Genomic DNA, 14,426 nt, shown 5'->3' on the forward strand with positions numbered 1-14,426 from the left:
CGTTACGCCGCGGGCTTCCTCAGGCTCTCCCGGGTGGCAAGCCAGGTGCACGCCGCCACCACCATGATGCCGCCGGTCACCCCGAAGGCCCAGCCGTAGCCCAGCCGGTCGGCCAGCACGCCGGCCAGGACGGGCCCCACAATCGCGCCGACATCGGACGTCATCTGGTACACGGCCAGCACCTTCCCGCCGGACCGCCCGTTGCCGATCACATCGGCGACGGCGGCCTGCTGGGCAGGGCCGAAGAGTCCCGAGCCGACGCCGGCCAGCGCCGATGCCGCCAGGAACCAGCCCAGCCCGGTGGTGAAGCCGATGGCAGCCGTGGAGGCACCCGCCACGAGAAGTCCGGCCACCATCATGGGCTTGCGGCCCAAGGTATCGGCCAGCCGGCCCGAGAACGTCAGGGCGGCAGCGTTGCCGGCAGCAAAGACCGCCAGCGCGAACCCCGCCGCTTCAGGCCCCGCGCCGAGGGCGGCCACCGCGAACAGCGGGACGGTCGCCATCCGGACGCCGAACGTGGCCCAGCCGTTCACGAAGCTGGACACCAGCGCCGTCCGGTACGTCCCTGCGGCAAGGGCCTCGGCCAGCGGCATGTCGGCGCGTTCCTGCCGGGGCCCGCTGCCCCGGCGCTGGTGGCTCAGCTGCGTCTGGACCACGACGGCGGCCACCACCAGGGCAGCCGCGTACGCCAGGAAGGGAACGCGCAGGCCGAAACCTGCCAGCAGCCCGCCCACGATCGGGCCGCACACGTTGCCGATGAGGAACGCCGACGCATAGGCACCCGAGACGCGGCCCCTGCTCTCGGGCGGCGCGAGCCGCACCACCAGCGCCATCGACGCCACCGTGAACATCACTGAACCGGCGCCGCCAAGCCCGCGGAACAGCAGCAGCTGCCAGTAATCCTGGGCGAAGGCGCAGGCAGCAGTGGACGCCGCCACGATCAGCAGCCCCGTGACATAGACGGGGCGCTCGCCCAGCCGGCCTATCAGGGCGCCGCCCGCAGGGGCAAAGACCAGCCGCATGAACGCGAAGATGGCCACGATCACGGACGCCTCGGTATTTCCCACCCCGAAGGTTGTGGCGAATTGCGGCAACACTGGGGCAACAAGACCGAATCCCAGCGCAATCAGGAAAGCCGCGGCCAGCATCACCTTGATGTCGCGCGGGAGCTTCTGCCTGTCCCTGCGCAGCATCGAAAAAATCCGCGATGTTGCGCGGCTCACGCGGGTATCTGCCGTCATGGTCCAGTGGTCCTTGCGTATGTGGGTGCCGGGCTTCGGCGGGAGGGGTGAAACATAACCGTAACAAGCCAGATATGCACCATTTACTTCCTAGAGGTTGTTGTAACAGCCCCGCAATACAAATCCTCCGCGGCCGAAACACAGCGCCGACACACTCGTTACAGGACGCAAAAGGCGTTGGCAGGCGGATCAGCTCCGCAACTTTCGACCAAATAGATAAGAGAGGCGTGCACCATGGAACTTACCGCAGGTCACGTATGGATCATGGTGTCGGCGGCGCTTGTGCTGTTGATGACACCGGGTCTGGCATTTTTCTACGGCGGCATGACCCGGGCCAAGGCCGCGCTGAACATGATGATGATGAGCTTCATCTCCATCGGCATGGTGGGAGTCATCTGGGTCCTGTGGGGATACTCAATGACCACCGGGGACGGCTTCCTCCAGATGGTGGGCAGCCCCTTCGCCAACTTCGGGCTTGAAGGCATTGACAGCCCCGACGGGCTCATCACGGTGGGCTTCGGCGCCACCTTCGCCATCATCACGGTGGCCCTCATCAGCGGCGCCATCGCTGACCGTGCAAAGTTCGGCGCCTGGACCGTCTTCGTTCCGGTCTGGGTCACGCTGGTCTACTGCCCGCTTGCCTACATGGTGTGGGGCGGCGGCCTGTTCAGCACCGAAGGCGCTGTGGGCGCGGCACTCGGCGAGGCCATCGACTTCGCCGGCGGCACCGTAGTGCACATCAACGCCGGTGTTGCAGCCCTGATCCTCGTCTTCATCGTCGGCAACCGCCGGGGCTTCGGCAAGGACCCCAACCACCGCCCGCACAACATCCCGTTCGTGATGCTCGGCGCTGCAATTCTGTGGTTTGGCTGGTTCGGCTTCAACGGCGGCGCTGCCTCCACCGCAGAGCAGGGCGGCCTCATCTGGGTCAACACCCTCGCCGCCCCGGCAGCAGCAATGCTCGGCTGGCTGGTCACGGAGCGCATCCGCGACGGCCACCCCACCTCCCTCGGTGCAGCCTCCGGCGTGGTTGCAGGCCTCGTTGCCATTACCCCCGCCTGCGCCAACGTCAGCCCGGTCGGTGCCCTTGGCCTGGGCATCGTGGCAGGCGTCGCCTCCGCCCTGGCAGTTGGCCTGAAGTTCCGCTGGGGCTTCGATGACTCGCTCGACGTCGTGGGTGTCCACCTGGTTTCCGGCATCATCGGTACCGTGGCCCTTGGCTTCATCGCCCTTCCCGAGGAAGGTGCCGGCGGCGGCCTCTTCTACGGCGGCGGCATGACCCAGATGTGGGCGCAGCTCGCAGCAGCCGGCATCGCCATTGCCTACTCCGCGGTCCTGACCACGATCATCGCCCTGGCCATTCACAAGACCATGGGCTTCCGGGTCTCGCAGGAACAGGAGACGGTGGGTGTGGACCTCAGCCTGCACGCCGAAACTGCCTACGAGTTCGGCGTCGGGGGACACGGCGGAAGCTTCCAGCCCCTGCACGACATGATCACCGGAAAGGCCCAGGCGGACGCCGCGCAGGCATCCGACGCGGCAACGGGTGCGCAGAAGACAGAATCAGCAACAGGTAAGGAAAGCGTGGGGGCATGAAACTGATTACAGCGATCGTCAGGCCGGAAAAGCTCGAAGCCATCCGGGAAGGACTGGAGGCCTATGGCGTGCAGGGTCTGACGGTCAGCGCGGCCAGCGGCTACGGCCGGCAGCGCGGCTATACCGAGGTCTACCGCGGAGCGGAGTACAACGTGGATCTGCTGCCAAAGATCCGCGTGGAGGTCCTGGCCACAAACGAGCAGGCGGACGACATCCTCGATGTCATCATCGCCAGCTCCAACACCGGCCGGGCAGGTGACGGCAAGGTCTGGACCATGGATGTCTCCGAAGCCGTCCGGGTCCGCACCGGTGAACGCGGCGTCGCCGCAATCTAGGGCCGGCGGTACTCCACGGAAACATCCGTGAACAGACGTCAAAGAGCGGGCAGGAAACTCCAGGGTTTCCTGCCCGCTCTTCCGTTGTTTAAGGCAGCGCCGCAGATCGGCGGCTTGCCCGCCGCCCCAAGCCGCTGCGGCTCAGTCCCCGGGCACCGCGGTGGGCCAGGCTGCGGGGCCGGCAGAGCCGGCGTCGTACTCCTCCAGGGGGACCGAGTCCTGCTGCCAGGCGTGCAGGACGGGCTCCACAATCCGCCAGCACTCCTCCGCCGTGTCTCCGCGCACGGACAGAAGCGGGTCGCCCGCCAGCACCCCCTCCAGGACTTCGCCGTAGGGGAGGAGGTCGGAGCCGCTGAGCTCGGTTTCCAGGGTGGCCCGGCTCAGGCTGAAGATGTTCCCGGGCCCGTTCACGTCGACATCGAACCTCAGAGTGTCCGGGCCGAAGCCAATGCGCAGCTTGTTGGGCGAGTCCACGCCGGTAAAGCCCCGGGGCAGGTGGGGAACCGGGCGGAAGGTGACCACTGCCTCCTTGCGCTTGACGCCCAGTGCCTTGCCGGACCGAAGAATGAACGGGACCCCGTTCCAGCGCCAGTTGTCGATGTTGACCTGGATCTCGGCCAGCGTCTCTGTTCCGCGTTCAGCGTCCACGCCTTCCTCCCGTGCGTAGTCGGGAACGTCTTTGCCTGCTGCCTGGCCGGCTGTGTAGCGTGCCCTGCGGGTGGAATCGGCATAGGACACCGGAACGCTGCTGGCCCGAAGGACGGCGGAAATTGCATCCCGCAGGTCCCGTTCACCGATGGTGGCTGGAGGCTCGATGGCCAGCAGGGCCATGATCTGCAGCAGGTGGCTCTGGATCATGTCCCGCAGTGCGCCGGCGCCGTCGTAGTAGCGGGCCCGCCCCTCCAGCGCGAGGTCCTCGTCGAAGATGATTTCCACCTTTTCCACGTGGTGCCGGTCCCACACCGGTTCCAGGAAATTGTTGGCGAACCGCAGGCCCAGGATATTCAGCACCGTGGCCTTGCCCAGGAAGTGGTCCACCCGGTGGACATGGTCTTCGGGGACCAGCCGGACCAGTGTCTGGTTGAGCGAGCGGGCCGAGTCCTCACTGGAACCGAAGGGCTTTTCCATTACCAGCCGCGTTCCCGGCGGGACCTGATCCGGCCGGAGGGCCTCACAGGCAAGCTGGCTGATGCGCGGCGGCAGGGCAAAGTAGACGGCGGTGGGCCCCTCCGGCGTGTCAAGGAGTGACGCCAGCGCCCCCTCGGCGGTGACATCCAGCTGGTGGTACACCGTTTCCTTCTCAAGGGACTGGAGTGCTTCCTTCCCCCCGGCGCCTGCGGACCCGGCGGCTGCCTCGAAGGACGCATGCACCCGTTCCCGCCATTGTTCGGGGGTCCAGGGATCGGATCCGGCACCCACCAGCCGGAGGCCCGCGGCGCGTCCCCTGGCCACCAGGCGCGCCAGTCCCGGCAGGAGCAGCCTGCCCGTCAGGTCCCCCGAGGCGCCGAGGATGAGCAGGGTCTTAACAGTTGGTTGGCTCGTCATTTGGCCAGCATGCCACCTTGCGGGCCCGGCTTGGTACCCTAGATAGTCGAGTCCCGATCATCAACAGCCTTTGATCATCCACTGCCCTGATCATCCACTGAAAGAAGTGCACGTCGCGTGTTCAATTCACTCTCTGACCGGTTGACAGCAACCTTCAAGAACCTGCGCGGTAAAGGCAGGCTTACCGAAGCCGACGTCGATGCCACAGTCCGCGAGATACGCCGCGCCCTTTTGGACGCCGATGTTGCCGTTCCAGTTGTCCGTGAGTTCACCGGCCGGGTACGGGAACGCGCCCTGGGCGCCGAGGTTTCCGGGGCACTGAACCCGAGCCAGCAGATCGTCAAGATCGTCAACGAGGAACTGGTGGAGATCCTCGGCGGTGAAACCCGCCGGATCCGCCTGGCCAAGAGCGGCCCCACCGTCATCATGCTGGCCGGCCTCCAGGGTGCCGGCAAGACCACCCTCGCCGGCAAGCTGTCCAAGTGGCTGAAGGCACAGGGCCACAGCCCGATGCTCGTAGCCTGTGACCTCCAGCGCCCCAACGCCGTGACGCAGCTGCAGATCGTGGGCCAGCGCGCCAAGGTGCCGGTCTTTGCACCCCACCCCGGTGCCACCTACACCGAGCTCGAACACCCTGCCGGGGACCCGGTTGAGGTTGCCCGCGCCGGTGTGGAGGAAGCACGCCAGAAACTCCACGACGTCGTCATTGTAGACACCGCCGGCCGGCTGGGCGTCGACGCCGACATGATGGAGCAGGCGCGGCAGATCCGCCGCGCCATCGTGCCCAACGAGGTCCTGTTTGTCATCGACTCGATGATCGGCCAGGACGCCGTGAACACGGCCCTCGCTTTCGACGAAGGCGTCAACTTCACCGGCATCGTGCTGTCCAAGCTCGACGGCGACGCCCGCGGCGGTGCCGCCCTTTCCGTCGCGTCCGTCACGGGCAAGCCGGTGATGTTTGCGTCCACCGGCGAGGGCCTGGACGACTTTGAGCTTTTCCACCCGGACCGGATGGCCTCGCGCATCCTGGACATGGGTGACGTCCTGACCCTGATCGAGCAGGCCGAGAAGTCCTGGGACAAGGACGAAGCCGCCCGGATGGCGAAGAAGTTCGCCGACCAGGAGGACTTCACCCTTGACGACTTCCTGGCCCAGATGCAGCAGATCCGCAACATGGGCTCCATGAAGAAGATGCTCATGATGATGCCGGGTGCCCAGAACATCCGCCAGCAGCTGGAGCAGTTCGACGAGCGCGAGATCGACCGCGTGGAGGCCATCGTCAGGTCCATGACTCCGCACGAGCGCGTGGCTCCCAAGATCATCAACGGCTCCCGCCGTGCCCGCATCGCCCGCGGTTCCGGCGTCCACGTTTCCGAGGTCAACGGCTTGCTGGAGCGCTTCGCGCAGGCCCAGAAGATGATGAAGAAGATGGCCCAGGGCGGGATGCCGGGCATGCCCGGGATGCCAGGCCTGCCGGGTGCCGGCGGCGGTGCCCGGAAGAACGCCAAGAGCGCGCCCAAGAAGAAGGCCAAGTCCGGAAACCCGGCAAAAGCCGCGCAGGAGCGCAAGGACGCCGAGGCCCGCAGGGCGAACGCCGCCAAGGCGCTGCCCACCGGCGCAGCTTTTGGCCAGCAAACGGGCGACTTCGATCCCTCCCAGCTGAACCTGCCCAAGGGCTTCGACAAGTTCCTCGGCAAATAAGCACACCTGGCCCAACTGGGTAGCAGCAGATGTCGTTTTGAGGGCTCAGAACGACATCTGCTGCTACTTACATGGGATGTCGGGGCCGTGGAATAGGGTTGGGTCATGTTCAAGCAGAGGGTAGTGTTCGTGCACGGCGCGGGCAGCTTCGGTGCCGCGGCCTGGCCCCGCCAGCACGGTGTGGCCCTGTCCTACGATGCCCTGTTCCTGCGCCGGCACGGCTTCGATCCCGTTGCCGAACCCATCGAGTCCTCATTCGAGGAGGACACACGCATTCTGTTGGACTCCCTTGGGGACGACGGCAGCGGCATCGCCGGCGGGCACGTCGTGGCCCATGCGCAGGGCGCCATTGCAGCGATGATGGCCGCCGTCGAACGTCCGGACCTTGTCTACTCGCTGACCCTGGTGGAGCCGGCCTGCCTGTCCCTGACCGCTGAACTGCCGGCCACGGCGGCGCACATCGGGCTGATGCAGCCCCTGTTCAACGTCCGGCATCAACTCAGTGACGAGGATTTCCAGCGGGAGTTCGTCCGCAGGGTCTATGCCACCGACCTGCAGCAGCCGGTGACTGCCGAGGAGAAGCGTTCTGCCAGGCGGCTGCGGCTGCAGGCGCCGTCCTGGGAAGCCCCGCTGCATATCGTTCCCGGCGTGCCGACGCTCGTCCTGACCGGCGGCTGGGAGCCGCTCTACGAGGAGATCGCCGGCTACCTCCGTGAGACCGGGGCGCTTCACCGCACGGCCGCCGGCGGCCACCGGCCCCACGACTCCCCGGAAGGGGACCGCATCATCCGTTCGTTCATCAACGACTCAAGCCGCGTGCAGGCTCGCGCCTCCTGATCCCGCCTGAACCTGCCCTCCACAGGAGCCCGTCCGGCCGGCCCCCAATGACCAGCCGGACGGAACCTGCAGGCTCCTACCGGCCCGGCGGAACGCTCAGCTCCGGCAAATAAACTTTCCCGCCGGCGGCCAGGAATTCCTCGCTCTTGCCCCGCATGCCGGCTGCCGCTTCGGCAAGGGCTGCCTGTGCCTCCGCGGATCCGTATTCGTCCCGGATGTCCTGGCTGATCCTCATGGAGCAGAACTTGGGCCCGCACATGGAGCAGAAATGCGCGGTCTTCGCCGGTTCGGCCGGGAGGGTCTCGTCGTGGAAGGCCTCGGCCGTCTCCGGGTCCAGCGACAACGCAAACTGGTCACGCCACCGGAACTCGAAGCGTGCCTTGGACAGTGCGTCATCACGTTCGTGGGCGCCCGGGTGGCCTTTGGCAAGGTCTGCCGCGTGCGCAGCGATCTTGTACGTGATCACCCCTGTCTTGACGTCGTCCTTGTTGGGCAGCCCCAGGTGTTCCTTGGGCGTGACGTAGCACAGCATCGCCGTGCCGTAGCGGGCAATTTCCGTGGCTCCAATGGCGGAGGTGATGTGGTCATAGCCCGGGGCCACGTCGGTCACCAGCGGGCCCAGCGTGTAGAACGGCGCGCCCTTGCACAGCTCCTGCTGCCGTTCAACGTTCTCCCTGACCAGGTGGAACGGAACGTGTCCAGGACCCTCCACCATCACCTGGACGTCGTACTCCCAGGCACGCTGCGTGAGCTCGGCGAGGGTGTCCAGCTCGGCAAACTGCGCGGCATCGTTGGCATCCGCCGTCGCCCCCGGCCGCAGGCCGTCACCCAGGGAAAACGCGACGTCGTACCGGGCGAAAATTTTGCAGAGCTCATCGAAGTGCGTGTAGAGGAAGTTCTCCCGGTGGTGCGCCAGGCACCACCCGGCCATGATGGACCCGCCCCGGGACACGATGCCCGTGACGCGGTTGGCGGTCAGGGGAACGTACCGGAGCAGCACACCGGCGTGGATGGTCATGTAGTCCACCCCCTGCTCGCACTGTTCGATGACGGTGTCGCGGAAGATCTCCCAGGTCAGGGCGTTGGCTTCGCCGTTGACCTTCTCCAGGGCCTGGTAGATGGGGACGGTGCCGATCGGGACAGGCGAATTGCGGATGATCCACTCCCGGGTGGTGTGGATGTCGTCGCCGGTGGAGAGATCCATGACGGTGTCGGCGCCCCACCGGGTTGCCCACTGCAGCTTGTCCACTTCTTCGGCGATTGAACTGGTCACTGCCGAGTTGCCGATGTTGGCGTTGATCTTCACCAGGAAGGCCTTGCCGATGATCATCGGCTCGGATTCGGGGTGGTTGATGTTGTTGGGAATGATGGCCCGTCCCGCGGCGAGTTCGCTCCGTACCAGTTCAACATCGCAGTTCTCCCGCAGCGCCACGAAGCGCATTTCCGGGGTTATGACGCCCTGCCGTGCGTAGTGCATCTGGGTCACGGTCCGGCCCTCGACGGCGCGGCGGGGCACGGGAGGCGCTCCCTTCCACTCCGCACTGGCGGCGCCGCGGCGCACGGCCGAGCGGCCGTCGTCGAGCAGGTTCCTCTCCCGGCCGCTGTACGCTTCCGTGTCTGCCCGCGCCTCGATCCAATCCTTGCGGAAAGGAGGAAGGCCCTGAACGGGGTCGCTCCCCGGACCGGCCGTCCGGTAAGTCCGGAACGGCTGGTTCGGCACGCCGTTGGGCGACGGCTCCAACGCGATTTCCGTCACGGGAACACGGATACCGGTCCCGGCGTCCTCGAGGTAGGCCAGGGAATGGGATTTCAGGGATTGCGTCACCGGGGGCGGGTTCCCGTCAGTGGCGGCACCCGGGTTGTTGCGGGCAGGGTTCAGCTGCTGATTTGGTGTATTCAAGGAATACTCACTTCCTTCGCCGGCATTACCCGGACAGGTTCGACGGTCGCAGGCTGCGTCAGCCCGATCTCAGCCCCTGCAGGGGCACCCGTGTGGTCAAGATGAAAGCTACCACAGCCTTTCTTTCGGGGCTTGTCACATTGCCGGTGCTAGCCTGACCGGGCAGGAAAGAGGTGCACATGGCAGAAATCATCGAGTTCACGGGGACGGTCCTGACCGGACCCGGGAGTGAACAGCGCGGACTGTGGTCTGTTGACGGTCGCCTGACGTTCCGCCGGCCGGCGACGGCCCCTGACCGGAGCCTGGCGGGATGGGTGCTGCCGGGCTTCGTGGATGCCCACTGCCACATCGGGCTCGGCGTGGGAGGGGCGGTGGATGCTCCGACCGCCGAAGAGCAGGCACGGACCGACCTGGACGCAGGCACCACGCTGGTCCGCGACGCAGGTTCCCCGGCGGATACGCGGTGGCTGCAGGACAGAAGAGACGTCCCGGTGCTGATCCGCGCCGGACGCCACGTTGCGCGCACGCGCCGGTACCTGCGGGGGTTCGCCGAGGAAGTTGAACCGGAGGGCCTGGTGGAAGCTGTCCGTAAACAGGCCAGGGAAGGCGACGGATGGGTCAAGCTCGTGGGGGACTGGATTGACCGCGACGCCGGCGACCTCGCGCCGTCGTTCCCTGCCGCCGTCGTCCGCGATGCCGTCCAGGCCGCCCATGACGAAGGCGCGCGCGTCACCGCCCACTGCTTCGCGGAAGAGACGCTCGACGACGTGCTGGACGCCGGCATCGACTGCGTCGAGCACGCCACCGGCCTCCTGCCGCGGCACCTGCCCCGGTTCGTGGAGCAGAAGGTGCCCATTGTGCCCACCCTGATCAACATCGCCACGTTTCCGGACATTGCTGCCCAGGCGGCGCCCAAGTTCCCACGGTATGCGGCCCACATGCGCTCACTGTGGGGACGGCGGGAGGAACGGGTGCTTGAGGCGTTCGAGGCAGGCGTGCGGATCTACGCCGGGACCGACGCCGGCAGCGTGATCAGGCACGGCAGGATCGCCGATGAGATCCTGGCCCTTCATGCTGCCGGACTGCCCATGGCGTCTGCCCTGGACGCCGCGTGTTGGAGTGCGCGGGAGTGGCTGGGCGCGGACGGCCTGGAAGAAGGGGCGCGGGCAGACGTTGTCGTGTGCCGGGAGGACCCGCGGAAGGTACCGGAAGCGGTTCATGGCCTGGCGCACGTTGTCCTGGGCGGTCGGGTCATCCGCTGAAAAGATATCCGGCCCGGGACTTGGAATAAATTGAAGCTTCAAGTAATTTTAAGTGTGTAAGGCCTGCCAACCGGAAGGCCCACAGCACCGGGAGTTATCAATGTCTGCACAAGCCGCAAGCCAGGATCTTCTGCCTGCCGACCTCGCCATGGGCACCGTGATGCTCAAGGTAGGCAACATGAAGGTGATGACCGACTACTACCAGCGCGCCCTCGGCCTGGAGGTCATTGCCGAGCAGGACGGCGGAATCTACCTTGGCCGTCTGCAGAAGCCGCTTGTGCACCTGGCGCCCGCACCCGGGCTGAACCTGCCGGGCAGGGGAGAGGCCGGCCTGTTCCACACCGCGCTGCTGTTTGAGAACCAGGCAGACCTGGCCGCCACCATCGCCACCGCCGCCCGGTTCGAACCGCGCTCGTTCACCGGCAGCGCCGACCACCTTGTCAGTGAAGCCTTCTACTTCAATGACCCCGAGGGCAATGGCATCGAACTCTATTGGGACCGGCCGCGCAGCAACTGGTCCTGGAACGGCACTGACGTGGTGATGGACAGCCTGGCGCTCCCGCCGCAGCGGTACCTCGAGCAGCACCTGACGGAAGATTCCCTGGAGCGCCAGCTCGGGTCCGTGGCGGGCGTCGGCCACGTGCACCTCCAGGTGGGCGACGTCCAGACAGCCCGCGACTTCTACGTGGGGACCCTCGGCTTCGAGAAGACCGCCGGCTGGCACGGACAAGCCCTGTTTGTTTCCGCCGGCCGCTACCACCACCACATGGCCATGAACGTCTGGAACAGCCGCGGGGCGGGACCGCGCAAGGACACCCTCGGCCTGGGCGAGGTCCTCATCGAGGTGCCGTCAGGGGACGACGTCGGCTCCCTCGCCGACCGCCTCAAGGTCGCCGGTGTTGCCGCCCACCACACCGGAGCCGAACTCCGGTTCGAGGATCCGTGGCGCAACCGCATCCGGGTGGCTGTGCGCTGACCACCGGGTATGCCGGCGCTGCACGCGCCCTGTTCCGGCGGCCTGGAGCTGCCGGGAAATTCCGGCCGCAGCTCTGCCGGGCATGACTCCGGACCGTGCTGGATCCGAATGGGGCTGAATGCGGTCCGTGCTGAATTCGAACTGGGCTGAATTCGAACTAGGCTGAATCCGAACGGCCGGGCAGGAGCAGCCTCCCGGCGGCCGCACCACCGCCAACGGAATGAGGGCAATCCCCATGGGCTTCACCGAGATCTTTGTTGCCACCCACGACGCAGCACTGAAGCGTGCCGGCGTCCTTGACGGCGGCGGCAGCGCGCCCGCAGGTGACGCGGTCCGGATCCCGGACATCAGCGATTTCGAAGTGGAGCAGCTGGGCGACCTGGCCGGTGCCGCCGTGCACGCCGGAGGAGCCGATTACGAACTGACCATGGTGGATGTGGGCAGCGATTCGCTCCTGGCCGTGCCCCCGGCCATGGTGCGCGCCCTGGCCGACCTGCTGTCCTATGAAACCGAAGGGGAAGGCGACATCCTCGAAGAGGTCGCCGAACAGTGGGCCGCGCAGGATGACATGCCGTTTGGCGCTGCAGAGGCGCGGACTTACGTGCAGCGGCTCGCCGAACTCGCCAGCGGAATCGACGACTCGGAGCGTACCGGCCTGTACGTCTGGTCCGCCTGAGCTGATCCGGCCGGAACCTCCGGCCGGCGTCGCCCGTGTCACGCCGCGCCAAGTCGAAATCCTGGCGCTGATCTGGCACAATAAACAGGTACTCGATCTGCGTGGCCCCTCTCTCCGCGTCTGGATCCTGTCCTTTGAACCCGCAAGTACGGCCCGCCCCACGGGTGCAGAACGCCGGGTTCACCCCCTTTCTGAAACAGGAGTGACCACAACAGTGGCCGTAAAGATTCGCCTTAAGCGCTTTGGCAAGATGCGCGCACCGTACTACCGCATCGTCGTCGCGGACTCACGCACCAAGCGTGACGGCCGCGCCATCGAAGAGATCGGCAAGTACCACCCCACCGAAGAGCCCTCATACATCGAGGTCAACTCCGAGCGTGCCCAGTACTGGCTGTCCGTCGGCGCCCAGCCGTCTGAGCAGGTTGCCGCGATCCTCAAGATCACCGGTGACTGGCAGAAGTTCAAGGGCCTGCCGGGCCAGGAAGGCACCCTGAAGACCAAGACCCAGAAGGAAGCCTTCGTTGCCCCGGAAAAGGGTTCCGTGATCATCCCGGAAGCCATCACCAAGAAGGCATCCAAGTCTGATGCAGCCGAAGCTCCTGCCGAGGCCGAAGCAGAGACCACCGAGGCTGAGTAGATTGCTGGCAGAAGCGCTGGAACACCTGGTCCGCGGAATCGTTGATTCCCCGGATGACGTCAAGGTCAGCTCCAAGAACAACCGCCGCGGGGACACCCTCGAAGTGCGCGTTCACCAGGACGACCTCGGACGGGTGATCGGCCGCCAGGGCCGCACGGCGCGTGCACTGCGCACCGTGGTGGCAGCTCTGGCCGGTGGCGAACCGGTGCGGGTCGACGTTGTCGACACCGACCGCCGCCGCTGAGCGCTCGGCACTATTCAGTTTTAGCTCCGGCCCCTCCACCCATGCGGTGGAGGGGCCGGAGTGCTTTCACCAGAGCACCGAAAACCACATCCAACACAGAGGAACACATGCAGCTTCAGGTGGCACGAATCGGCAAACCGCACGGTATCCGCGGCGAAGTGACGGTCCAGGTCCTGACCGACGCCCCTGGAGACAGGTTCGTGCCGGGCACCGAATTCGTGGTTGAGCCGGCGTCAGCGGGCCCGCTCACCGTAAACAGCGCCCGCTGGAACAAGGACATCCTGCTGCTGGGCTTCGACGAAATTCGGACCCGCAACGAGGCGGAAACCCTCCGGGGCGCCAAGCTTTTCATCGAAACCGAGGAGTTGGACGAAGACGACGACGAAGGCTGGTACGAGCACGAACTCGTCGGCCTGGAGGCCAGGATCGGTCCCCGAGTGGTCGGCAAGGTTACCGCACTGAACACCATGCCTGTCCAGGACCTCCTGATGGTCACCACGCCGGAGGGCAAGGAAATCCTGGTTCCCTTCGTGGAGCAGATCGTGCCCGAGGTCAATGTTGACGGGGGGTTCATCCTCCTCACGCCGCCGGACGGCCTCTTCGAGCTGAATGCGGAGGAGCAGGCAGCCGCTTCGGAGCCGGAGGAGAAAGCCTAGATGCGGATCGACGTCGTCAGCATTTTTCCCGAATACCTGGCACCGCTGGAACTGTCCCTGATCGGAAAAGCCCGCCAGGACGGCATCCTGGACCTCCGCGTCCACGACCTCCGCGCCTTCACCACGGACAGGCACCGCACCGTCGACGACACGCCCTACGGCGGGGGCGCCGGCATGGTGATGAAGCCCGAACCGTGGGCGCAGGCCCTGGAGTCCATCGCTGCCGACCGCCCGGAGGGGTCGGGCAGGCCGGTCCTGATCGTGCCGTCGCCGGCGGGGGAGAGGTTCACCCAGGCGCTGGCGTACGAACTGGCCGAGCAGGAGCACCTTGCGTTCGCCTGCGGACGCTACGAGGGCATCGACGAGCGCGTCATCGAATGGTCCCTGGAGCATTTTGACGTCCGCCCCGTCAGCCTGGGGGACTACGTCCTCAATGGCGGCGAGGTTGCGGTGCTGGCCATGGTGGAAGCCATTGGACGCCTGCTGCCGGGCGTGGTGGGCAACCCCGAGTCCCTGGTGGAGGAATCCCATTCCGACGGGCTCCTGGAGTACCCCGTCTACACCAAACCCTCTGTGTGGCGCGAGCGGGAAGTGCCTGCCGTGCTGCTGAGCGGGAACCACGGCAAGATCGCGCAGTGGCGCCGCCACGAACAGTTCCGGCGGACGGCGGAGCGCCGCCCCGACCTCCTCGAAGCGTTCGACGCCGGCAAGCTGCCACGTGCCGACCGCACCGAACTGCAGGACCTGGGATACGACGTCGTGGACGGCCGCCTGCGCCGCCGACCCGGCGCTGAAGGCACACCACAGGACTAATGGCGTC

The 14,426-nt window shown here is 66.4% G+C and carries 14 protein-coding genes and 1 riboswitch; of the genes, 11 read left to right on the top strand and 3 right to left on the bottom strand.

Features of this window, described 5'->3' with window-relative positions; all coding sequences use genetic code 11:
• Nucleotides 1–2 precede the first annotated feature (2 nt).
• Nucleotides 3–1,193 (bottom strand): MFS transporter, encoded by a 1,191-nt coding sequence (locus IEX43_RS00360; protein WP_188809033.1) that lies wholly within the window; start codon nucleotides 1,191–1,193, stop codon nucleotides 3–5.
• 282 nt (nucleotides 1,194–1,475) lie between these two features.
• On the opposite strand from IEX43_RS00360, the gene IEX43_RS00365 reads away from it, so the two are divergent.
• Together IEX43_RS00365 and IEX43_RS00370 are read left to right on the top strand one after the other, a co-directional pair.
• A complete protein-coding gene (locus tag IEX43_RS00365) occupies nucleotides 1,476–2,837 on the top strand; it encodes an ammonium transporter (RefSeq protein WP_188808588.1) in 1,362 nt (453 codons plus the stop codon).
• The gene (locus tag IEX43_RS00370; RefSeq protein ID WP_066276845.1) at nucleotides 2,834–3,172 is read left to right on the top strand and encodes a P-II family nitrogen regulator; all 339 of its coding nucleotides are present in this window, start codon (nucleotides 2,834–2,836) and stop codon (nucleotides 3,170–3,172) included. Before IEX43_RS00365 ends, IEX43_RS00370 begins: the two co-directional genes overlap by 4 nt.
• Nucleotides 3,173–3,313: 141 nt before the next feature.
• On the opposite strand, the gene IEX43_RS00375 is transcribed toward IEX43_RS00370, so the two are convergent.
• Nucleotides 3,314–4,717: a glucose-6-phosphate dehydrogenase gene (locus IEX43_RS00375; protein WP_188808589.1), complete on the bottom strand. Its 1,404-nt coding sequence runs from the start codon at nucleotides 4,715–4,717 to the stop codon at nucleotides 3,314–3,316.
• A gap of 117 nt (nucleotides 4,718–4,834) precedes the next feature.
• Between IEX43_RS00375 and ffh the strand changes: the two genes are divergently transcribed.
• Together ffh and IEX43_RS00385 are read left to right on the top strand one after the other, a co-directional pair.
• Complete coding sequence (gene ffh / locus IEX43_RS00380) at nucleotides 4,835–6,418, top strand: signal recognition particle protein (protein ID WP_188808590.1); 1,584 nt, start codon at nucleotides 4,835–4,837, stop codon at nucleotides 6,416–6,418.
• Between the two features lie 105 nt (nucleotides 6,419–6,523).
• Nucleotides 6,524–7,255, top strand: a complete 732-nt coding sequence (locus IEX43_RS00385; RefSeq protein ID WP_188808591.1) for an alpha/beta hydrolase — start codon at nucleotides 6,524–6,526, stop codon at nucleotides 7,253–7,255.
• A gap of 76 nt (nucleotides 7,256–7,331) precedes the next feature.
• On the opposite strand, the gene thiC is transcribed toward IEX43_RS00385, so the two are convergent.
• Nucleotides 7,332–9,155, bottom strand: coding sequence for a phosphomethylpyrimidine synthase ThiC (gene thiC, locus IEX43_RS00390; protein WP_188808592.1), 1,824 nt, complete (start codon nucleotides 9,153–9,155; stop codon nucleotides 7,332–7,334).
• A riboswitch (TPP riboswitch) is annotated at nucleotides 9,150–9,257 on the bottom strand. Its footprint overlaps the gene before it by 6 nt.
• Nucleotides 9,258–9,334: 77 nt before the next feature.
• Between thiC and IEX43_RS00395 the strand changes: the two genes are divergently transcribed.
• From IEX43_RS00395 to trmD, 7 genes are all read left to right on the top strand, one after another.
• Entirely contained in the window at nucleotides 9,335–10,417 is a 1,083-nt protein-coding gene (locus IEX43_RS00395) for an amidohydrolase family protein (protein ID WP_188808593.1), read from the top strand.
• Between the two features lie 100 nt (nucleotides 10,418–10,517).
• Nucleotides 10,518–11,393, top strand: coding sequence for a VOC family protein (locus IEX43_RS00400; protein ID WP_188808594.1), 876 nt, complete (start codon nucleotides 10,518–10,520; stop codon nucleotides 11,391–11,393).
• A gap of 235 nt (nucleotides 11,394–11,628) precedes the next feature.
• Complete coding sequence (locus IEX43_RS00405; protein WP_188809034.1) at nucleotides 11,629–12,069, top strand: hypothetical protein; 441 nt, start codon at nucleotides 11,629–11,631, stop codon at nucleotides 12,067–12,069.
• A gap of 214 nt (nucleotides 12,070–12,283) precedes the next feature.
• Nucleotides 12,284–12,706: a 30S ribosomal protein S16 gene (gene rpsP / locus IEX43_RS00410; RefSeq protein WP_104184819.1), complete on the top strand. Its 423-nt coding sequence runs from the start codon at nucleotides 12,284–12,286 to the stop codon at nucleotides 12,704–12,706.
• Between the two features lies 1 nt (nucleotide 12,707).
• Complete coding sequence (locus tag IEX43_RS00415) at nucleotides 12,708–12,950, top strand: RNA-binding protein (RefSeq protein WP_018759999.1); 243 nt, start codon at nucleotides 12,708–12,710, stop codon at nucleotides 12,948–12,950.
• A gap of 107 nt (nucleotides 12,951–13,057) precedes the next feature.
• Nucleotides 13,058–13,606 (top strand): ribosome maturation factor RimM, encoded by a 549-nt coding sequence (gene rimM / locus IEX43_RS00420; protein WP_188808595.1) that lies wholly within the window; start codon nucleotides 13,058–13,060, stop codon nucleotides 13,604–13,606.
• Complete coding sequence (gene trmD / locus IEX43_RS00425) at nucleotides 13,607–14,419, top strand: tRNA (guanosine(37)-N1)-methyltransferase TrmD (protein ID WP_188808596.1); 813 nt, start codon at nucleotides 13,607–13,609, stop codon at nucleotides 14,417–14,419. It begins immediately after the preceding gene.
• Nucleotides 14,420–14,426 lie beyond the last annotated feature (7 nt).

Origin of the sequence: Pseudarthrobacter polychromogenes (genome assembly GCF_014644495.1) — a bacterium.
Classification (GTDB): domain Bacteria; phylum Actinomycetota; class Actinomycetes; order Actinomycetales; family Micrococcaceae; genus Arthrobacter; species Arthrobacter polychromogenes.